The sequence below is a fragment of the Acinetobacter pittii genome, from assembly GCF_022449185.1.
In the GTDB taxonomy this organism is placed as follows: Bacteria; Pseudomonadota; Gammaproteobacteria; order Pseudomonadales; family Moraxellaceae; genus Acinetobacter; species Acinetobacter pittii_I.
Genome location: NZ_JAKUKO010000004.1, coordinates 13,050 through 34,305, shown reverse-complemented (window position 1 = coordinate 34,305; position 21,256 = coordinate 13,050). Strand labels below are relative to the sequence as shown.

Genomic DNA, 21,256 nt, shown 5'->3' with positions numbered 1-21,256 from the left:
AATACTGAATACCTAATGTGATGTTTTCACCCCTACTTTTCAAGTGCTTTACTGTGCCAGAACATAAATTTGGAAACAGATTTAGATATGACCCGACAAATTGTGTCGTACTTGCTTAAGAATCTAGACGATAGTAACTATATTTAACGTCTTTTTCTTTATACACCGCATAGGTTTTTTGACGAAAATCCGAGAACCAACCATTGCCCGTATAGCCTGCAATATGACCATAAGTGTGACCACTTGTTCGCTCAATAATGTAAATGTCACCTTCTTGTGGACGGTTGAAAGCAGGTTTAATTTTCTTATAACCATTCTTTTCTAACGTTTGCCCCCAATCAGAAGCAGCTACAGGATGCTTTGACACATCTGCTCCAGCCGCTTGTAGAGCAATACGAATATTTTTGGCACATTTCTCTTTACTATGGTTGGCAGAGATACTTTCGAGCTTACTTGAGAACTTATGCAAATTAATATTTTGGTCTTCAGTTTTATGATTTTTAGTTCTAGATCGATTAGATTTTTCAGTCTTCGAAGCTGCTTGTCTTAACATCACTTTTGTTTTTAAATCGCCTTGAGAACTTTCTTCTTTTCTCTCTTCGATATGATGAACATGTGCATGAGCTGCGTGATGAGCATGAGCCATTTTAAACCTACTTCCGCTGACCAGTCTTCGAAAAAACCGCGCCATTGTAGAATCAAAATTACCTATTGGCTCTTAATAGTTGTAACAAATTACCAGCACTGTGAAATAGGTCACAAAATCTATTAGATACTTTATGTCATAAAAAAACGCCCTTTCGGGCGCTTTAATATTTGTATAAATATACATTACAAATGAAATTCAATTACTGAGCTTAAGGCTCCCCTTTCCAAGTTTTAATCATAGTATCCGCAGCAATTTCACTAACAAAGTGACAATATTTACCTGCATAAGGTGGAACATATTCGTCCACACCCGACTTATGGTGGTACTGCCCAGAATATTCGGTATCGTTTATTGTAAATTTCATTGCTAATAATAACTCATCGCGCGACCAGTTAATACCTTGCCATGTTCCCATTACAGGCGCAGTAGCATTTGATTCTGTATATAAAGGTGCAGTACCGTCACTAGAGAACCCAATATAATCTTTATTGCTGTAAGTTTTATTAATCATCCAACAGGTGGAACCTTTCGGAAAATTAGCTACATTTTGTTGTAATAATGCATTGTAATAATCTTCAAAAAAGCCCTGTTGACTAAGTGGTAATGACTCATAAATCCACTGACCTAAATACTTAGTCACTGGTTGACCTGAAATATCAATTTTAATTAAATCTTGATTTAAAAATAAATTATCGTCTTTCACCAAATTGGCAGGTTGATAGTTTAAAGCTGTATCAGAAAATTGGACTTGAGAACCTAACAAATACCATGTGCCATCTGTTGTTTTAATGGGATCTAAGGTCACTCCCTGATCAGTGAAATAATGCTGACTAAGTTCATAACCTAATGGATGATTATCAGGATAGCTTATATAAATCTTATTATCCTGAATCTTATAATTTTTCTTCTCAATTATTGGATTCCCAGCGATCTGACCCACAGAAAAACCAACAAGTCTCTCACCTTGTTCCTCTGTCTCATCATTACATGCTGAAAGGCTTAATATACATAAACATGAAAGTAGTATTTTTTTCATTTTGTTCCTCGAGTCAAATTATTAATATAATGTAATCTGAATTATCAATAATTTTCTCTTTTTATCAATCTAAAATTAAATATTCAGATAAAAAGCACTATGTTTTTATTAAGAACTATTTTATAAAATTTTAATCTTAGACTAAGCAAAATCATATAATTAAATAAGTTGACTCACTGCTATTATCTTTTTTCTAAATTATTTTATAGTCTTTTTTTATTTTTTCTTTTAGAAAAGAGAACTAAAATTTTCATGCTAAATTAATCTAAAAACCTTCAATATTAAAACCTAATCATTAACATCACGAATCTTTATAAAAGTTTTGTGTTAATTAGACTAGCAGGTTAAATTCCATTGAAATATCCCATGCCCTTACAAGAAATGATATCAAATATTGAACATATTTCTGATGAACACACCATCTATGCTGAACAACCTTGGGATATTACATCCAAAGCAATTGCTCTATCAAACGATGAAAAGATGGAGGTTTTTATCAAGGATACGTGCTACAGCTATTTTCTTGAAGTATTTATTATCAGAGAGTTAATAGAGGACTTAGATGACTCTTTAAATAATCAAGACCTTGTATTTAAGATCATTCAATACGCAATAAATGATGCATGATGAATATCATTATTTAAAATAAAAACGCCCTTTCGGGCGCTTTAATTAAAATACATATGGTCGAACAAAAATCAGGAAAAAAATCCCAAGCATCAAGAACCATTTTAAGAAGTAATACAACTTACGGTTCTTAGCTTTTAAAGCCTTAGCTTTAATACGAATTTGATAGACATAACCAAAAGCTTTATTTAGGCCACCTGTTTGGTCGCCTGTTTCATTCGGTGAACTTGCCGCAGTCATCACATTACGACCAAACCAATGGTTGAAACGCTCCATCCATTTTACTTTCATTGGACGTTCAACGTCTGCAAAGAAAATAATACGGTTTTGATCAGTCTTATTTTCAGCATAGTGAATATAAGTTTCATCAAATACAACACTTTGACCATCACGCCAAGAATATCTTTCACCATCGACATCAATAAAACAACGGTCATCATTTGGTGTAATTAGACCTAAGTGATAACGCAATGAACCTGCATACGGATCACGGTGTCTTACCAAACGGCTGTCAGGTGCAAGTTCGGTAAACATTGCTGCTTTAATTGTCGGCAATGTTTTAAGAAGTGCTGTAGTTTTTGGACAAAGCTCAGCAGCAGACGGATGACTCGATTCATACCATTTGAGATAAAAACGCTTCCAACCTGTTTTAAAGAATGAGTTAAAACCTAAGTCGTTATAGGTACTTGAAGCTTTAATCCCACCTTGGTCATATAAAGCTTTCGCTTCATCTCGAATCATTTCCCAATTTTCATCCAGCACTTTTAAATCTTTAAAATGCTGTGTATCGATATAAGGTTGATTCGGCACCTTTGAAAAGATGTACATTAAAAAGTTAATCGGTGCGAGCAAGGTTGAATGGTCAAAAAATTGACGATAAAACGAGTGACGCACTTTGCCGCGATGTTGAATATACAATGCTGATATCACAAAAATCGCTAATATGATCCACTTAATCATATAGTTACTCGCATTTAAGCATCTTTAAAGATACTTCGAAGGAATTTGAAATTGAGGGAATAATAACAAAGTCTCGAAGAAAATTCAGACCTAGATCAGCAAGTATTATTTTTTGACTAAATAGAAATCTCAAAAATAACCATTTTTGAGATTTCTCAAACTCAACTTCCAAAGTTAGTCTTGATATGGTTTCCAATCTAATCCAGTCAGAGAAACAAGTGCTTTTGCAGCAGTTTCATTGTAGGCATAACAACCAGATTTCAATTGAGCAATTGTTAATTGGGCAAAGCGACTGCTTTCAGGAGTATCGGCATTTTTTAAATATATTTCCCAATGCTTGATTTCTTGATCAGCAGTCCAAGCAATATTACTCGTATAATTTGCTCTATAGAGCTTACCTTGATGTTGCACCGCAACACCATCACCCATAGCAAAACCTAAAGTAGTATCATAAATCGTTGTCCATAGAACATTTTGCCATGATCCCTTAACTGCTTTATAAGTAAAACCAAATGGATTTGTTTGATTCAAATAATTAAGATATGGACCATTTTCAGCATCAAACTCATCAAAACTCTGATTAATTTGATAGTTTTGGTCAATATTAAATGCAAATGTTTCTTGATTAGATTTTTTTGAAACTAAACGATAACAGCTACTCCCTTGAGGGAATTTATTCTGTCCGTAGGTAGTAAGAAATAGACGCCCATTAGTCGTACTTTCATCACTCACTGAAAAGCCTAATGCTCGATACCCTGGTAAGACAGTATCAAACATATTCTTATCAGATAAATCAACTCTTTGAAATTTCCAATCCTCTTTAACATCTCCAATGATGTCTAATCTCCAATCTGTCATTGAATTAAAATTCATGACATTGATTGCTTTATCAGTAGGGAAATAGAGTTTTTTCTCTGTTAACAAATACTCATTTAAAGCTTGATTAGAGGAGCCATCTATTGATTTTTTATTAAAAATTTCAAAATAAGCATTATTTAGCTCATCTGTTTTTTCATTAGCATTGTAATCCATAAAATAATAACGCGTACCATCCGCAATAGAATCTTGTGATGTACCACTTTGGTTGTTATTTGCAGAATTATTATCACTAGAACCACCGCCTCCACATGCACTCAACATAAAAGGAAGGATGGCCAAAATCATAAATTTATTTTTTAACATAATAGATACTTTATTGAACATTTTTATAACACAAAGTTTATCCAAAGATAAAAAAATAGACAATACTGTCCGTCTAATAATTCACATAAAATATTAATTTTTATTACTAGACCAAAAATAATTTATTAATTGTCTACTACATTTTCTAACTTTATCTTGTCCCTTCTTAACAAGAAGCTTTTACAATTAAAAATATATTTTTCATAAATATAGATTAAAAAAATTATTTAAAAATAATTGATGACCCTTGCGTCACGGCTTGATACAACTTGTCAGGTTTTTTTTAGATATAGTTATCGTAAGATTAGCGAAGCATAAATGTGTACCTAAGATGTGCACACGCTTCATAACATCAACTTAGAAGTCCTCCAAAACTAAGGAGATCAGGCATGATCCACGCTGGCAATGCCATTACCGTCCAAATGCTTTCGGACGGAATTGCAGAATTCCGCTTTGACTTACAAGGTGAGTCGGTCAATAAATTTAACCGTGCAACAATTGAAGATTTCCAAGCTGCTATTGCTGCGGTAAAAGCAAATAATGATATTAAAGGCTTAGTTGTTACCTCGGGCAAATCGACATTTATTGTTGGGGCAGACATTACCGAATTTGGTGAAAACTTCGCACAAGGCGAAAAAGCAATTGTTGACTGGCTTATGCCTGTTCACGAAATCTTCAATAGCTTTGAAGATTTAGAAATTCCAAAAGTTGTTGCTATTAACGGTATGGCGTTAGGTGGCGGTTTTGAAATGTGTTTAGTTTGTGACTATCGTGTGATGTCAGAAGCTGCACAAGTGGGCTTACCGGAAATTAAACTTGGTATTTACCCAGGTTTCGGCGGTAGCGTACGTTTAAGCCGTCTGATCGGTATCGACAACGCGGTTGAATGGATGGCGATGGCTGCTCCTAAAAAACCGGCTGCTGCCCTAAAAGATGGTGCGGTAGATGCGGTTGTAGCTGCTGATAAATTACTTGAAGCTGCAACTGACTTAGTTAAGCAAGCAATTTCTGGTCGTTTAAACTGGAAAGCAAAACGTCAAGAAAAGCTTGAAGCTGTAAAATTGAACCCACTTGAACAAATGATGGCGTTCAATACTGCAAAAGGTGCAGTGCTTGCTAAAGCAAACCCTGCTCAATACCCTGCTCCAAAATTATTACTTGATTCATTACAAGCGGGTGCAAGCCTTGCGCGTGACGAAGCATTAAAAGCTGAAGCTGAAGGTTTTGCAAAAGCTGCGATTACACCACAAGCTGGTGCATTGATTGGTTTATTCCTCAATGACCAAGTTGTTAAGAAAACTGCTAAAAAATATGAAAAAGGTGCACACCCTGTAAACCAAGCAGCTGTACTTGGCGCTGGTATCATGGGTGGTGGTATTGCTTACCAAGCGGCAAGCAAAGGCACACCAATTATTATGAAAGATATTGGTAACCCACAACTTGCTTTAGGTATGAAAGAAGCGAACAGCTTGTTAACTAAACAAGTTGAACGTAAGAAAATGAAACCTGCGCAAATGGGTGAAACGCTTGCACGTATCCGTCCTACTTTAAGCTACGATGAGTTTAAAGAAGTTGACATCGTGATCGAAGCAGTTACAGAAAATCCAAAAGTAAAAGAAATGGTACTTGCGGATACTGAGAAGAATGTTCGTGAAAATACGATTATTGCTTCTAATACTTCTACGATTTCAATCACACGTTTAGCAAAAGCATTACAACGTCCTGAAAACTTCGTTGGTATGCACTTCTTCAACCCAGTTCACATGATGCCGCTTGTAGAAGTTATTCGTGGTGAAAAGACTTCTGAAGAAGCGATTGCAACTACTGTTGTTCTTGCTCAAAAAATGGGTAAGACACCGATCGTTGTAAACGACTGCCCAGGATTCTTGGTTAACCGTGTATTGTTCCCTTACTTTGGTGCGTTTGACCTTCTTGTAAAAGACGGCGCAGACTTCCAGCAAGTTGACAATGTAATGTCTAAGTTTGGTTGGCCAATGGGTCCTGCTTACCTCATCGACGTTGTAGGTATCGACACAGGTGTACATGGTGCAGAAGTCATGGCTGAAGGTTTCCCAGACCGTATGAAGCCAGACTTTAAAGGTTCAATCCAAGCAATGTACGAAGCTAAGCGTCTTGGTCAAAAGAATGACGTTGGTTTCTACAAATACGAACTCGATAAGAAAGGCAAAAAAGCAAAAACTGTTGATCCAACAGCCTATGAAATCATTGCTCCTTTCGTCACTGGTGAAAAACGCGAGTTTGATAACCAAGAAATCATTGACCGCATGATGCTTGCTTTCTGTAACGAAACAGTTCGTTGCTTAGAAGACAACATTGTTGCAACTGCTGCTGAAGCAGACATGGCAATGATTATGGGTGTAGGTTTCCCTCCATTCCGTGGTGGTCCATGTCGTTATATCGACCAAACAGGTGTTGCTGAATACGTTGCACTTTGCGACAAATATGCACACTTAGGTAAGGCTTATGAAGCGCCACAAATGTTGCGCGACATGGCTGCTAACAACAAAAAATTCTACGGTTAAGGAGCAACGTGAATGGCTACTTTAAATCCACGTGACGTTGTCATCGTTGATGGCGTACGTTCTGCAATGGGTAAAACCAAAAACGGTATGTTCCGTAATGTACGTGCTGACAGCTTATCTGCTGAATTGGTTCGTGCACTCGTTGCTCGTAACCAGTTTGATGTAAACGAAGTTGAAGATCTGATCTGGGGCTGTGTAAACCAGACTCTAGAACAAGGTATGAACATTGGCCGTAACATCGGCTTATTGGCTGACTTACCAAAAACTGTTGCTGGTCAAACGGTAAACCGTCTTTGCGGTTCTTCTATGCAAGCGCTTCATACGGCTGCTGCACAGATTGCAACAAACCAAGGTGATATTTTCATTATTGGTGGTGTAGAGCACATGGGCCACGTAGGTATGATGCATGGCATCGACCTAAACCCAGAAGCATCTAAACACTATGCAAAAGCATCTAATATGATGGGCTTAACTGCTGAAATGTTAGGTCGCATGAATGGCATTAGCCGTGAAGAGCAAGACGCTTTTGGTGTTGAATCCCACCGCCGTGCTTGGGCTGCAACTCAAGAAGGCCGTTTCAAAAACGAAATCGTTGGTGTTGAAGGCCACGATGCAAATGGCTTTAAAATCCTTTGCGACATCGACGAAGTAATTCGTCCAGATGCAAACCTTGAAGCGTTCAAAGCATTACGTCCTGTATTTGACCCGAAAGGCGGTACTGTAACTGCGGCTACATCTTCAGCTTTATCTGACGGTGCTTCTGCAATGTTACTTATGTCTGCTGAACGCGCACAAGCGTTAGGTTTAAAACCACGCGCTGTAATTCGCTCTATGGCGGTTGCAGGCTGTGACGCAGCAATCATGGGTTATGGTCCAGTTCCAGCAACTCAAAAAGCGCTTAAACGTGCTGGTTTAACGATGGCTGATATTCAAACTATCGAGTTAAACGAAGCATTTGCTGCTCAAGGCTTATCAGTAATGAAAGGCTTAGGTATTTATGACAAGCAAGACATCATTAACTTAAATGGTGGTGCAATTGCTTTGGGTCATCCACTAGGCTGTTCTGGTGCGCGTATCACCACTACGTTGTTAAACGTAATGGAACAACAAGATACTCAAATTGGTCTTGCGACCATGTGTATCGGCCTTGGTCAAGGTATTGCAACAGTAATCGAACGTGTTTAATTAACACCAAGATAAAAAAATCCCCGCTCAATGCGGGGATTTTTTATCGACCAGCTAATCCATTCTCGATTTTCTTCCGTAAATCTATAATGTCATCAATATTCACTTTCATCGTACCATCGCGATAAGCGTCAACATTACTTCGGTTAATATTCAAATCTCTTAACATTTCAAAGATGCCATTGGTTGGATCAGAAGACTGTATTCCACCCGCTACCGCTAAAATGTATTGTTGTAAGAATGGAGAAAATTGAGACAAATCAGGTTGTGCCATAACAGGTTGATAGTCTACTGTCGTCATACCTTCAGGCACCAAAGCATTTTGTATATCGTAATGTGTTTTATACTCATGATGTTGCAGCGCCTGACGCACTTTTTTATCTTCTTGGAAGGGTACAAATCCCACCTCTTCACGTAGCTCAGATTCAGCCATAACGCGAATTGTTGGTAAAGTCGCTACTTCCTCTGCTTGAACAGTCGGTAAACCCATAAAAGCAAATGCAGCAATGAAGGCTGATTGTTTTAGAAAGTTCATAACTTGCTCCAAAAATCAGTCACCCTATTTCAATTAAAAGATGATGATTAAATTAAAAGTATCTATAAATAGGCTACAACAAAGTCGAATTTGATTCAGTAAGGCTCAGATAAACGGTAAATATAATTAAAATTTTTAATGTAATAGTAAGGGACTTTATTTATTCAAGAATGAAATTTATATAAAACACTCTATAACTTGGACAAAAGAAAAGTGTTCAGATTATAGAGTGCAATTTAACTTATTGGTTTTATTTGCTGTCTAACATCTGTTTTAAAGAATCAACTAATTGCGGAAATTTCGTATAACCTTCTCTACCTAAAAAATGCCCGCCATTAGGAACAGTAATGTACGGTGCATCAATTTCTTTCGCCAATTCAATAGTCAGTTTTGGCGGAACTAAATCATCATTATCCGATAAATACACCAGCTTTTTCTTTATGCCCTTAAAGTAATTTGTATCGACTTTACTCTTCGTTATATAACTATTAAGAACAGAAGAATCTGAAATTAAACCAGAAAATCCAGATACTAAAATCATTCCTCCAATATTTTGATAGTCATGTCTTTGCAAAAAGTGCAGTAACGTAATTACTCCTAAACTGTGCGCAACAAAATAAGTATTTTCTTCCACGCTCGGGATCTGTTGATCTAAAACTTTCTGCCATGCCTCTACGTCCGGATTCTCAGCATCTGGAAATGGAATTAGGGTAACAGAAGTGTGTTCATCTTCTATTTGATGCTTTAAATCTTGAAACCAGTGATCATTTATAGAAGCAGAGTAACCGTGAAGCACAAATATTTGACGCATGTTCTTCTCCTGAAGTTCAAGTGTTTTGGCATTTGCAACAAATGACATTAATCCGAATAACACCAATAAAATGAGTTTTCTGATCATTGAACAAGTACCATTTTGAAAGATAAAAACATGCTAAACTATGACACCACTGTTAAGGTCAACCCCATTTTATGAACTTAGCTAAAGTTGCCGAGCTCACAAAAGTAAGTCCGCGTATGCTGCGTTATTACGAGAGTTTAGGGCTTATACAGCCTCTTCGAGCGAGTAATAACTATCGAAGTTATACGCAAAAAGATATTGAAAATATTAAGAAAATTAAAATATTAAATGATGCAGGCATGCACCTAAAAGATATTCAGGTTTTGCTGCCTTGTTTTGATTTAGATGAACGAGTATTTACACTATGCTCAGTGGTTCAAGAAAAACTGCAAACTGAACTCATGAATGTGTCTGAGCAGTTAAACAAACTACAAACTTCTCAAAGTTTATTACAATCTTTTTTAACTAAAGGAAAAAAGGAAAAGTCGAGAGCACCAAATCATAATATTTGATGCTCAGGCTTCACTTATTCTTTTAAATCTCCTTCGAGTGCAGCTACATTCTTTTTCTTAATTTTTTCAATTTTTGCATTTAGCTTTAGAACATCTTGATAAAGCCCGTTAAATTTTTTGACCTGAGCATTTTCATGAAAAAGAATCATCTGATCTTTTTTTTGCCATTCATAATTTTTTAGAAGTTTAAACATTTCTTCTGCTTTATCTAAAATTTGTAGCTCAATCATAAAAATTGCATGATCTTGATCTGCTTTTTGCTGAGTTCCCAATTTCATTTCAAGAAGTTGCCTCATCTCTGCATCAACAGATAATTCCTGAACCTTTGCTAAGAAAGTTTTATGAATCTTTTCATATTCAGTCTGATACTGATCTGACGCTTTACGGACATCAGCTAGCATCTTTTCGGTTTCCGCAAATTTTTGTTTTTTATCAAGATCTAAACGATCCACATTTAAAAAGGTATCCCATTTGGCTGCTTTAAGTTCTCTTAAGTATGCATTGCGTGCATTAATATTTTGAATCCAATAACTTAAAAGAAATTCTGAAATTTGCTTATAGTGTCCTGCCAAACGCTTATCGTGAATATCGAGCTGGACGGGTTTAGACCAGTCTTGTGCTTGGTCATAAAGCTGATTCATTTTTTCAGTCATGACGACATCAAACATTTGACTACTGTCTTTGGCTTGCTGCTGTTTGATATGCTGATAGGTGAAAAAAATAATGCTTGTGATAACAATCAAACTTGCAATCGCAATCAAAACTCGGCGCATACACACCTCCTATTTCCCTTCTTATAGTTTTGCTCTTTATAGTTATAAAATAGAGCTTATTCTTCTTTATATGCCATTTATTTCACAATACGCAACACTGTATTCGCTACTCAAAGCTTTAAATCCTTATCCATCATCCCTATTATGATGGGTAATTAAAATTTATGAGATTCTCCCATGCGTGTTGATGTCTGGTCTGATGTAGTTTGTCCTTTCTGTTATATCGGCAAAAAACGCCTTGAACATGTAGCTGCGGAAGCAGGTATTGATCTTGAAATTCACTGGCATAGTTTTGAATTAGATCCTGATGCGCCAGCAAAACATGACACTTCAAATACTGAGCGTTTAGCTAAAAAATATGGCCGTACCTATGAAGAGATGGAAGAAATGGAACGCAATATTGCGGCCATGGCTGCCTCTGAAGGTATTGATTTTCAATGGCAAAAAGCCAACTCAGGCAATAGTTTTAATGCACACCGTATTATTCACCTTGCACAAAGCAAAGGTTTAGGTAATGAAGCTAAAGAAGCCTTTTTCCATGCTTATATGACCGAAGGTCTCGCAATTGGCGAACGTGAAGTTGTAGAAGAAATTGCATCTCGTATTGGTTTAGACAATGCTGAAGTTGAATACGTACTAGATACCAACGAACTATCTGACTTTGTCCGCCATGATGAAAAAATTGCTCAAGAGCAGCTCAATGTAACAGGTGTGCCATTTTTTGTATTCGACCAAAGAATCGCTCTTGCTGGCGCTCAACCACGTGAAGTCTTTTTACAAGTTTTGGAAAAAGCACAAATCAAAGCAAATACTGAAGAAGTCGAGCAAGATGATGCGGCTGTTTGTACCGATGAAACTTGTGATGTTCCAAAGAAATAAATGAACACAATTAAAATGTGATCAAATCGTATGTTTTATCATCATTTTAGCAATAGAGCGTTCTAAAAAAAGAACTATCTAATTGCTAAAAATCAGTTTATTATTGCCGCTTAGAATATTCGCGCTGTAATGTTCTGTTTTTTATGTGTTTAATGATCGGAATTTGAAGTTTCCTTGATCTATCATCCCCCTTCAATGGGGGATTTTTTTGGCTAAAAATAATCGCTAATAGCTTAAACTTTTTCATTTATTTCAAATATGTAAAAAAAGTTAAATTTACTTAACTTTTGTGTCTCCCTCTTGATTTTATTAGAAAAATCAACAAAAGTGGAAACAACAACAAAACATAAAGATAGATATGAAAACATTTCATGTAATGCCTTACCGGCAGCTTTTTGCACTTTTAACGATTGGATTTGGTTCAGTATGCATCGCTCATGCAGAGACCGCCTCTTCTTCTGCAAACCAACAAGTAGGAAGTACATCACCTGGAGTACAAGCTGAAGTCACCACAGACGAGAACCTCTTAGATCAAATTCCGCGCTGGGTGGATGCAACCCCAACCATTTTTCCAGAGCAGTCTAATGAGCCTATTGTTCCGCCTACCGAACAAACAGAAGACCAAACCTGGGTTGATCGTAAGCAAAAGAAAATTCGTAATTGGGCCGATCGTACTTCTGAAAAAATTGATAATTGGTTTGGAGAAGTCGATCCAGAAAAACCAGCTACCGCAACCATTCGCGTCATGGTTGATAACTATTGGAATGAATACGATAACTATGAAATCAAACCCAGAATTCGCGGTAAGATTAAATTACCTACTCTAGAGAAACGCATTAGCGTGGTATTTGGTGATGACTCTTTAGATGACGAATTTAATAATAGCCCAGCCAATGTCAATCAAAATCCAAATCAAGATCCAAATAAAAAGTTAGATGGTAAAAGAACTCGAGATGACAACAGCTCAATCGCTTTACGTTGGTCAAATTTCTCGAAAAAATTGCCTTTTGAAACCGATGCAGACTTAGGTATTCGTTCTGGAGACGATATTTATGTTCGTTTAAAAGCATCGAGAGATTGGCAACTTCGTAATGACTTTAAGTTTTATGCAGAGCAAATTTATCGTTACGGCATAGACAGCGAAAATTATCTGCGTACTAATCTTGAACTTACACACGCTAGACCGAATCAACCGTTTTTATCGAATCAGTTCAGCCTGACCTATGCTGATGATCAAGACGATGATCTAGCTTGGGAAAATCGAACTTTCCGAGAACATCATTTCTTTGCAAACAATCGTTTTAACTATGGTATTTATACAAGTGGTTATTACAACGACAATGACTTACGTTTAAACAGTTGGGGACCGTTTGTTTCATGGCGCCAACCCGTTTTACGTGAATGGTTCTTTGTACAAGGCGATGTAAATTACTTTAATGACCACCGCGAAGACCGTAACCATTTTGTCAGCACCTTCTTGCGTTTAGAAGCACTTTTCTAAGCTAGCAAACATCACCTTGGACCTCATCCAAGGTGATGAATAATAAAATACTTTTAAATAAAATTTTAAGATTAGCCTTTTAAAGTATTGTTCTTATTTTATTTTTGATTCCTTATCTTTAAAAATGAATCAATTTTCTTCTCCTCCATTTCAAAATAAATCGACAGTCTTCATTTGTATTTATAGTTTAGGTCTATTAGCTTTACTTCCACATACTCAATTTTTTTATAACTCTTTAAAACACCAACGGTCACGGCGTTATCACTATTCTTCTACGAGTTTCGCTAAAGTAAAAAGACAATCACTTTCACACTCACCTTGTGAAGTAGAAGCACACAATGCTTTAGCTGATGCTGGTTTAATTCAAGAGCTTATGGCTGTATTTGGAAATGATACGTTATGGAAACGTGCGACTCAGCCTGAACAAACTTATAAAGCCTTTGGTAAGAAAAAGAAGAAGACCTCATCGGCACAGGTTTCATCCACGAATCCACTGAGTGCAAGCTGGGCTACCATTTCAACATGGATGCCATTTGAAAATGATCTTGATTTAGGCTCTAACTCTGAGAGTGATGTGTATGTCCAGTTTCTGGCTAAAAAGAAATGGACTTTGAGACATAACATTAGCCTTCATACAGAGCAGATATTTCGCTACGGTTCAACCAGCCGAAATTACACTGAAACAACGCTCAACTTAACGCAGAAAATGCAAGACAACACCCTATTCGCTAACAAATTTAATGTGAATAAGAGCGAAAATGAAGATTACAACTGGGGCAATTGGACTTTCCAACAATTTGAGTTTGTAAAAGATAATAGTCTGACTTACGGTATTTATAGCGGTGGCGTATATACCAAAAATGATATTCGACTAAATAGCTGGGGTCCTTATATTTCATGGCGCCAACCGATATGGCGAGATTGGATTTTTATGCAAAATGATCTTAATTTTTTTAACCATATTGATGATGATCCTAAGCATCAACTTAGTGTGCAAATGAATCTTGAAGCTAATTTTTAACCAAAAATCATCAAGTTGTGGATAACTCTTTCTTTATCCACAAAAAAGCCCCTGACAGTTCAGAGGCTTTTTTATATCAAAAAATTATTTCAACAATAAGCTATTAATACGCTTCACATAAGCTGCTGGGTCTTCTGGTAAACCACCTTCTGCAATCACAGCCTGATCAAAAATCACGTTTGCCAAATCATCAAACTGTTCTGAACCTTCAAGTTTTTTCACCAAAGGATGCTCAGGGTTAATTTCTAAAATTGGCTTAATTTCAGGTACAGCTTGCCCCGCTTGTTTAAGCATACGAATAAGTTGCGGAGACAACTCCCCTTCACTTGTTACTAAACACGCTGGAGAATCAACTAGTCGTGTAGTTACACGTACTTCTTTAGTTTTAGCCTTTAATGAGTCACTTAGTTTCTCAACAACAGGCTTAAACTGTTCAGCTGCTTGCTCAAGTGCCTTCTTCTCTTCAGCATCTTGCAAATCGCCTAAATCAACAGCCCCTTTCGACACATTCTTTAATGGTGTACCGTCAAACTCTTGAACAAAATTCATTGCCCATTCATCAACGCGCTCTGCCATTAATAATACTTCAATGCCTTTTTTCTTAAACAACTCAAGCTGCGGCGAGTTTTTCGCTGCTGCTAGACTGTCAGCAGTCACATAATAGATGGCTTTTTGACCCTCTTTCATACGTGCCTTATAGTCAGCAAAAGAAGTCGTTACTTCATCATTTGTTGAAGTCGCATAACGTAATAATTTTAAAATACGTTCACGGTTACCAAAGTCTTCGCCCAAGCCTTCTTTAAGTACTGAACCAAACTCACTGTAGAAAGTCTTGAATTTTTCTTGGTCTTTTTCATCTTCCGATTTAGCCAAACCATCAAGTACAGTTAATACACGGCGTGCATTACCTTCACGAATCGTTTTGACATCACGGCTTTCTTGCAACAACTCACGGCTAACATTAAGCGGTAAATCAGCGCTGTCCACTACACCTTGCACAAAGCGTAAATAGTTTGGAATTAAGTTATCTGCATCGTCCATAATAAAGACGCGTTTTACATATAGCTTAATTCCCGCTTTTGCTTCACGAGTAAAAATGTCATGTGGAGCTTTACTTGGAATATAGAGTAATTGGGTATATTCCGTACTACCTTCAACACGGTTATGTGCCCAAGCCAGTGGTGCTTCAAAGTCATGAGTTAAGTTTTTATAGAACTCAATATATTGCTCTTCAGTCACTTCGCTTTTGTTACGTGTCCATAAAGCACTTGCCGAGTTAATCGCTTCCCACTCGTCAGTTTTGACCATTCGGCCGCCTTTAGGCTCTTCACCTTCAGCAACCTCTTCTTCCTGCCAAACTTCTTTTTGCATTTCAATTGGCAAGCTAATATGGTCAGAGTATTTATTAACGATTTGCTTAACTTTATAAGATTCTAAATAATCAAGCGCATCATCGCGTAAGTGAAGAATAATGTCGGTACCACGTGAAGTTTTATCAATTTGCTGAACTTCAAACTCGCCAGTACCACCACTAATCCAGCGCACCCCTTCAGATGCATCTAAGCCTGCACGGCGTGATTCAACCGTAATTTTGTCGGCAACAATAAAACCAGAATAAAAACCCACGCCGAATTGACCAATCAACTGAGCATCTGCTTTTTGATCGCCAGTCAATTTTGACATGAAATCTTTAGTGCCTGATTTTGCAATGGTACCCAAGTTATCAATCGCTTCTTGTTGGCTTAAACCAATACCGTTATCAGAAATTGTTAAGGTTTTATCTTCTTTATTTAAGCTGATTCGCACATGTAAGTCCGGATCATTTTCATAATATTCAGGATGATTAATTCCTTCAAAACGTAATTTATCACATGCATCTGATGCATTAGAGATAAGCTCACGTAAGAAAATCTCAGGGTTAGAATAGAGAGAATGCGTCACTAAATGTAAAAGCTGGGCAACTTCTGCTTGGAAACTATAATTTTGTGATGCTTGTTCACTCATAAATCACTCCTTAAATTTTGAAGCTGTTTGTTCTCGAATGCTTTATGAATGGAGTACTTCTAGAATTTTTCAATCCTGAATATTAAAAATTTTTACTCTAATTAAAATGGGCCCTGGCTTAACACTCTATCTTGCAATATCGTATCTAACTGCTTTTGACGTTGTTGGTAAGCTTTGCCAATACAACTGACATTGGCAGCACAAGCGTTTCTTTTTTTCAGCCATTGCCACTGAGTATCTTTCTGGTTATCTCGCCCACCCATAGGTAAAGCATGCAGAACGATTTGATACGTCGTTGCCATTTTTACATCTGCATCATTTAAAGAACGGTTTTTACAAATACTTTTTTCCGTTTTCGTTTTTGCAGCATCGCAAGAAAAACTTGCAGCTTGTAAATTTTGAGTAAAAGCAATACCGCTCAAAAGTGCTAAACAAATCGCTAATTTGTTATTCATGTTTTACTCCCATGCTTGTAATGAATATAAATTAGTTTAGAAAAAAACTTGCAGAAAATATGTATAAAACTGTCAGTTTTATGCTTTTTTTAGTGCAAATAAAATCCATAAAAAAACCTCACATAAAATATATGTGAGGTGCCTGAGTCTAGGTTTATTATTATATTTTTCTATTTATTATTATGCTTAAAATTTATAGCTATAACCTAAAGTGTATACAAAAGGATTAATATCTAGATCAAACTTGTAGTTAGCAATTGATGGATCAATTGTTACTTCAGGACTAATATCAGCATAACGTACATCTACAAATACACCCCAGTTTTTAGCATCAGCAGGTTGGAAATTAAAACCAACTTGACCTGCTACACCAAAATCTTCTTTAACTTTTACTGCTGCCCCTTCTTCATCCCAAGGAATAAATGCTGTGGCACCAATACCAATATACGGGGTGAAACGCGTAGAGTTTTTAAAATGATATTTTGCAGTAATTGTTGGTGGTAACTGTTTAATACGCGCTATATTTTTACCATCTAGCAATACATCATGATTAACCGGTGTTGCTAATAATAATTCTGCCGAAAATGGAGACTGACCAAAAAAGTATTCAACCGATGGAGTAAATGCATATTCATGATCTGCTTTTACTACGCCTAAAGGTGTTGTTGTATCTTCAGATGGAGCAATAACACTACCACCAAATTTCACTTGCCAGTTACCAGCAAAAGTAAAAGAAGACATCCCCATTAATGCAACAACCAAAGCTTTTTTAAACACTTTAATATCTCCAACCTTATTTATATTTATAATAAACATTTATTTTAAAACCATGCAATACTCATTATAAAATTATTTTATAGTTTATTTTTAAATTACTGTTTTAAATAAAATTATATATTATCCAACCATTTTAATAGGTTTTTTATTCCAACCTCATTAATCAAGATTATTTTATAATACCAACTATTTTAATATACTTTTAAATTCCGAGTATTTTAATATAATTTATTTTGAATACATGTTTTATTTAGACAATAAAAAAACCTTCTTAATTTAAATCTAAAGATCGTTATTAAGAAGGTTTATGATTCAATATTTTATAAAAAATTATAAAACCATTGCTGCAATCCAGCCAAAAATTAATAGCGGAATATTGAAGTGAACAAATGTAGGTACAACCGTATCCCAAATATGATCATGTTGCCCGTCTACCCCTAAACCAGCTGTTGGCCCTAAGGTTGAGTCAGAGGCTGGCGATCCAGCATCACCTAATGCTGCTGCTGTACCAATAAGTGCAATTGTAGCCATAGGAGAGAAACCAAATTGTAAACATAAAGGTACGTACATGATTGCCAAAATTGGCACAGTAGAAAATGAAGAACCAATTCCTAAAGTAATCAATAATCCCACTAACAACATCACAAAAGCAGCAAGTGCTTTACTATCACCAATCCATCCAGCTGTGGCTTTGACCAATTCAGGAACTTGATGTGTTGCCTCAATCACCGCTGCAAAGCCTTGAGCAGCAATCATAGTAAAGCCAACCAATGCCATCATTCTCATACCACTAACGATAACATCATCAGCTTCTTTCCATTTGAAAATTCCTGCACAGCTCAAAATCGCAACACCTACCAGCCCTGCGACAATCATAGAGTCTGAATAAAGTTGAACAATAATTGTAGCTATTACTGCAAAAGCAGCCATAAACAAGGTAAACCGTGCAATTTGAGGAGCTTGTTGTTCCTGAATCATTTCTCCAGCAATGCTACGAGTAACATTATGTAATGTTTTATCTTGGTAATCTCGAGGTTTACGATAGCTAATAAAAACAGCTATTAGCATCCCTAAGAACATTCCCGATACAGGGATTAACATTGCTCGTGGAATTTGATCATTACTGATATGAAAACCATAGCTTTGACCAAAATGATTAATGTTATGCGCTAAAATATCATTTAAGAAAATTGCACCAAATCCCATTGGTAAGAACATATACGTAGCGACTAAACCAAACGTAAGTACACAAGCGACAGCTCTACGATCTAAACGTAAATGATTAAATACAATAAGTAAGGGCGGAATTAAGACAGGTATAAATGCGATATGTACAGGAATGACATTTTGTGATGCGATAGCTGCAAGTCCAATCGTACTAAAAATGAGAAATTTCACCTGCATTTGTGCACGTATATCTGCGTCATTTTTGAGACTTTTAACAAGTTTATAAGCTAAAAGATCAGGTAAACCTGAACGTGCCAAAGCTAAAGCGAAAGCACCTAACACGCCATAAGCTAGCGCAATTTTTGCACCACCGCCCAAGCCATTATTAAATGCATCTAAAGTACCTTGTAGCCCTAAACCAGCCAACAAGCCACCAGTCAAAGCGCCAATGACCAATGCAAATACGACTGGAACACGTCCTAGGGAAAGGCCAAACATGACAGCAACCGCTGCAATAATCGCAAACATAACTTTGAACTAAATGAAACGAGGGCGTCATTTTAACAGAGTTTAAATTGAGCGATTGCTATCCTATGATTTTTATTTATACATTTTTCACGATAAATTGACGTATATAATCCGCAATTTTTTCAGGTTGACTAAGTACTGCCCAGTGATTTGCTTCAAGCTCTACATATTCAAATTTTTCAACCCACTTTGGCATAGCCTCAGTAATGTATTCTGGGCTTACAAAAGTATCATATTTTAAAATAACAGCTTTTACTGGGCACTGCGCATAACGTTGACGTGGGCCAGTTAAGCGAGGAATAAAATTGGCACGATATAAATTAATGCCATATTTACCATCAGCATTAATATTATTATTTAAAGGTAAATTACTTTTCCTTTCCAGCTGAGTAAGAACTTTACCCCATTTTTCAGGACTAAATAGAGACCATACCGTTGGTGCTAATAAAGGAAGATGGAAGGCCCCGATATACCAAGATTTGGTTAATATTTTTAAGATTTGAGCGGGTGAAGATTTAAATTTGTCACGTAAAAATAAAGCGGCATGATCAAGACATGGCCCAGAAATGGTGGTGTATGATAATAAACGACCTTTGAACTTAGGCTCAGTGACTGACTCCCAAGACTGAATTGATCCCCAATCATGTGCAGCCATATGGAATTGACGATTTGGCAATAACTCATCAACAACTTCTTGGAGATCTAGAGATAAACGCTCTAAACGATAATCACGTATACGTTTTGGTATAGATGACAAACCAGCTCCACGCACATCGTAAGTAACAATGTAGAAGTCATTGATCAAATGCTCAATGATTGATTCCCATACTTCTTGGTTGTCTGGGTAACCATGTACTAAAACCAAGGGAGTATTTTTTTCGTCACCCCATGTTTTAGCACAAAGCGTTTGTTGATCACTTGTTGTAACTGTATAAACTTTTGGCTGCATAATTATTTCCTATCTTGTTTTTCAATCGATCATGTCGTTAGTCGGATAGAGCATTGCCATCAATATAAAAAAGATGATACTTATCTAGTATGAATACTGTTGCAATAAAAAAAATTGACTATTATGGCTATTTTAAGAAGACTTCAGAACAATCCTACGATTTCAAAATTTCTATTTAATCACTACCCCCCTTATCGTGGCGCGGGGATTTATATTGAAATCATGAATTTAGAACTTTGCCATGTGCGTGTAAAGATGCCGCTGACTTGGAAAAACCAAAATTTAGTCGGTACACATTTTGGTGGAAGCCTTTATTCAATGGTTGACCCATTTTATATGATGATTCTTATGCATCATCTCGGATCAAAATATATTGTTTGGGACAAAGCTGCCGAAATCAATTTTCTTTCTCCAGGACGCAGTACTGTACATGCAGATATTCGAGTTGATTTAGCTGAAATAGAACAAATTCGTGAACTTGCCGAGGACTATGAACCTGTTTTAAGAACTTATCATCTAAACATTTTTGATGAATCGGGGGTAAGAATTGCAGAGGTTCAGAAAACGCTTTATATCAGACGTAAAAAGGCGAAACCTTTTCCTCAATAAAAATAAGCGCTAAAAGCGCTTATTTTTATTTGTTAATTTTTTATCTTTTCTCTTCAATCGCTGCACCAGCACCACCACCGATTGCACCGCCAATTGCAGCACCAGAGTCACCACCAATCAGTGCTTTACCTACGACTGAACCGATACCAGCACCAATCGCACTCTTAGTCGTTGTCTGTTTACTGCCGCCTTGGGTATTAGAACCTACGCCTGCACCTACCGCTGCGCCTAAGCCTGCACCAATACCTCCACCTACATGGTTACCTAAACCACCACCAAGTGCTCCACCTGCTGCTGCTGCACCAATACGTTGGTCAGATGGGCTCATATTTTGGCAGCCTGTGAACATAAGTGTAGACAACATTAAAGCAGAAACTAATCCAATTGTTTTTTTCATGGCCATACTCCCAATACCTGTTCTAATGAAAAGAATAATCCCCTTTTATGAGGAATTTAGTCAGATTGTGTTATTCATCTGTCCTAATCGATTGATATTTTGTAAAGCTCTTCCTTTTATATTTATTAG

At 36.7% G+C, this 21,256-nt stretch carries 21 protein-coding genes; 8 read left to right on the top strand and 13 right to left on the bottom strand.

Translation table 11 applies throughout. The features are described from left to right. Positions 1–115: 115 nt before the first annotated feature. Both MKX14_RS10485 and MKX14_RS10480 read right to left on the bottom strand, forming a co-directional pair. Positions 116–646, bottom strand: a complete 531-nt coding sequence (locus MKX14_RS10485) for a CHAP domain-containing protein (RefSeq protein ID WP_240282407.1) — start codon at positions 644–646, stop codon at positions 116–118. 211 nt (positions 647–857) lie between these two features. Beyond that, positions 858–1,685 (bottom strand): hypothetical protein, encoded by an 828-nt coding sequence (locus MKX14_RS10480; RefSeq protein WP_046812066.1) that lies wholly within the window; start codon positions 1,683–1,685, stop codon positions 858–860. 366 nt (positions 1,686–2,051) lie between these two features. Here MKX14_RS10480 and MKX14_RS10475 point away from each other — a divergent pair, with 366 nt between their 5' ends. Then, complete coding sequence (locus tag MKX14_RS10475) at positions 2,052–2,312, top strand: hypothetical protein (protein ID WP_046812067.1); 261 nt, start codon at positions 2,052–2,054, stop codon at positions 2,310–2,312. A 45-nt stretch (positions 2,313–2,357) separates the two neighbouring features. On the opposite strand, the gene lpxO is transcribed toward MKX14_RS10475, so the two are convergent. Next, on the bottom strand, positions 2,358–3,272 hold the full coding sequence (gene lpxO, locus MKX14_RS10470; RefSeq protein ID WP_000598899.1) for a lipid A hydroxylase LpxO: 915 nt from the start codon (positions 3,270–3,272) through the stop codon (positions 2,358–2,360). A 174-nt stretch (positions 3,273–3,446) separates the two neighbouring features. Next, the gene (locus MKX14_RS10465; protein WP_240282510.1) at positions 3,447–4,454 is read right to left on the bottom strand and encodes a hypothetical protein; all 1,008 of its coding nucleotides are present in this window, start codon (positions 4,452–4,454) and stop codon (positions 3,447–3,449) included. A gap of 389 nt (positions 4,455–4,843) precedes the next feature. On the opposite strand from MKX14_RS10465, the gene fadB reads away from it, so the two are divergent. Next, positions 4,844–6,997 carry a fatty acid oxidation complex subunit alpha FadB gene (gene fadB / locus MKX14_RS10460; RefSeq protein WP_017398716.1) on the top strand — a complete coding sequence of 718 codons (2,154 nt, stop codon included), beginning with the start codon at positions 4,844–4,846 and terminating at the stop codon, positions 6,995–6,997. Between the two features lie 12 nt (positions 6,998–7,009). Beyond that, the gene (gene fadA, locus MKX14_RS10455; RefSeq protein WP_005065826.1) at positions 7,010–8,182 is read left to right on the top strand and encodes an acetyl-CoA C-acyltransferase FadA; all 1,173 of its coding nucleotides are present in this window, start codon (positions 7,010–7,012) and stop codon (positions 8,180–8,182) included. Positions 8,183–8,225: 43 nt separating this feature from the next. Here the strand turns inward: fadA and MKX14_RS10450 are convergent, their stop codons facing one another. Next, the gene (locus tag MKX14_RS10450; protein ID WP_240282406.1) at positions 8,226–8,717 is read right to left on the bottom strand and encodes a hypothetical protein; all 492 of its coding nucleotides are present in this window, start codon (positions 8,715–8,717) and stop codon (positions 8,226–8,228) included. A 250-nt stretch (positions 8,718–8,967) separates the two neighbouring features. Then, complete coding sequence (locus MKX14_RS10445) at positions 8,968–9,615, bottom strand: RBBP9/YdeN family alpha/beta hydrolase (RefSeq protein WP_240282405.1); 648 nt, start codon at positions 9,613–9,615, stop codon at positions 8,968–8,970. A 71-nt stretch (positions 9,616–9,686) separates the two neighbouring features. Here MKX14_RS10445 and hmrR point away from each other — a divergent pair, with 71 nt between their 5' ends. Beyond that, the gene (hmrR, locus tag MKX14_RS10440; protein ID WP_240282404.1) at positions 9,687–10,067 is read left to right on the top strand and encodes a MerR family transcriptional regulator; all 381 of its coding nucleotides are present in this window, start codon (positions 9,687–9,689) and stop codon (positions 10,065–10,067) included. A 14-nt stretch (positions 10,068–10,081) separates the two neighbouring features. On the opposite strand, the gene MKX14_RS10435 is transcribed toward hmrR, so the two are convergent. After that, positions 10,082–10,840: a hypothetical protein gene (locus tag MKX14_RS10435; protein ID WP_002114707.1), complete on the bottom strand. Its 759-nt coding sequence runs from the start codon at positions 10,838–10,840 to the stop codon at positions 10,082–10,084. 177 nt (positions 10,841–11,017) lie between these two features. Between MKX14_RS10435 and dsb the strand changes: the two genes are divergently transcribed. The 3 genes from dsb (at position 11,018) to MKX14_RS10420 (ending at position 14,241) form a co-directional block, all read left to right on the top strand. Further along, on the top strand, positions 11,018–11,719 hold the full coding sequence (gene dsb, locus MKX14_RS10430; protein WP_108009267.1) for a DsbA family oxidoreductase: 702 nt from the start codon (positions 11,018–11,020) through the stop codon (positions 11,717–11,719). Between the two features lie 358 nt (positions 11,720–12,077). Next, positions 12,078–13,220 carry a hypothetical protein gene (locus MKX14_RS10425; RefSeq protein WP_240282403.1) on the top strand — a complete coding sequence of 381 codons (1,143 nt, stop codon included), beginning with the start codon at positions 12,078–12,080 and terminating at the stop codon, positions 13,218–13,220. A 124-nt stretch (positions 13,221–13,344) separates the two neighbouring features. Then, positions 13,345–14,241, top strand: coding sequence for a selenocysteine synthase (locus MKX14_RS10420; RefSeq protein WP_240282402.1), 897 nt, complete (start codon positions 13,345–13,347; stop codon positions 14,239–14,241). An 84-nt stretch (positions 14,242–14,325) separates the two neighbouring features. On the opposite strand, the gene htpG is transcribed toward MKX14_RS10420, so the two are convergent. The 5 genes from htpG to MKX14_RS10395 form a co-directional block, all read right to left on the bottom strand. Beyond that, a complete protein-coding gene (gene htpG, locus MKX14_RS10415) occupies positions 14,326–16,245 on the bottom strand; it encodes a molecular chaperone HtpG (RefSeq protein ID WP_060465171.1) in 1,920 nt (639 codons plus the stop codon). A gap of 101 nt (positions 16,246–16,346) precedes the next feature. After that, a complete protein-coding gene (locus MKX14_RS10410; RefSeq protein WP_240282401.1) occupies positions 16,347–16,700 on the bottom strand; it encodes a lysozyme inhibitor LprI family protein in 354 nt (117 codons plus the stop codon). 186 nt (positions 16,701–16,886) lie between these two features. Then, entirely contained in the window at positions 16,887–17,477 is a 591-nt protein-coding gene (locus MKX14_RS10405; RefSeq protein ID WP_240282400.1) for an OmpW/AlkL family protein, read from the bottom strand. Between the two features lie 330 nt (positions 17,478–17,807). Next, a complete protein-coding gene (locus MKX14_RS10400) occupies positions 17,808–19,172 on the bottom strand; it encodes a Na+/H+ antiporter family protein (RefSeq protein WP_046812201.1) in 1,365 nt (454 codons plus the stop codon). Between the two features lie 76 nt (positions 19,173–19,248). Next, the gene (locus MKX14_RS10395; protein WP_240282509.1) at positions 19,249–20,127 is read right to left on the bottom strand and encodes an alpha/beta fold hydrolase; all 879 of its coding nucleotides are present in this window, start codon (positions 20,125–20,127) and stop codon (positions 19,249–19,251) included. A gap of 117 nt (positions 20,128–20,244) precedes the next feature. Here MKX14_RS10395 and MKX14_RS10390 point away from each other — a divergent pair, with 117 nt between their 5' ends. Then, positions 20,245–20,730, top strand: coding sequence for a DUF4442 domain-containing protein (locus MKX14_RS10390; protein ID WP_240282399.1), 486 nt, complete (start codon positions 20,245–20,247; stop codon positions 20,728–20,730). Between the two features lie 40 nt (positions 20,731–20,770). Here the strand turns inward: MKX14_RS10390 and MKX14_RS10385 are convergent, their stop codons facing one another. Beyond that, positions 20,771–21,127, bottom strand: a complete 357-nt coding sequence (locus MKX14_RS10385; RefSeq protein ID WP_002115127.1) for a hypothetical protein — start codon at positions 21,125–21,127, stop codon at positions 20,771–20,773. Positions 21,128–21,256: the final 129 nt, after the last annotated feature.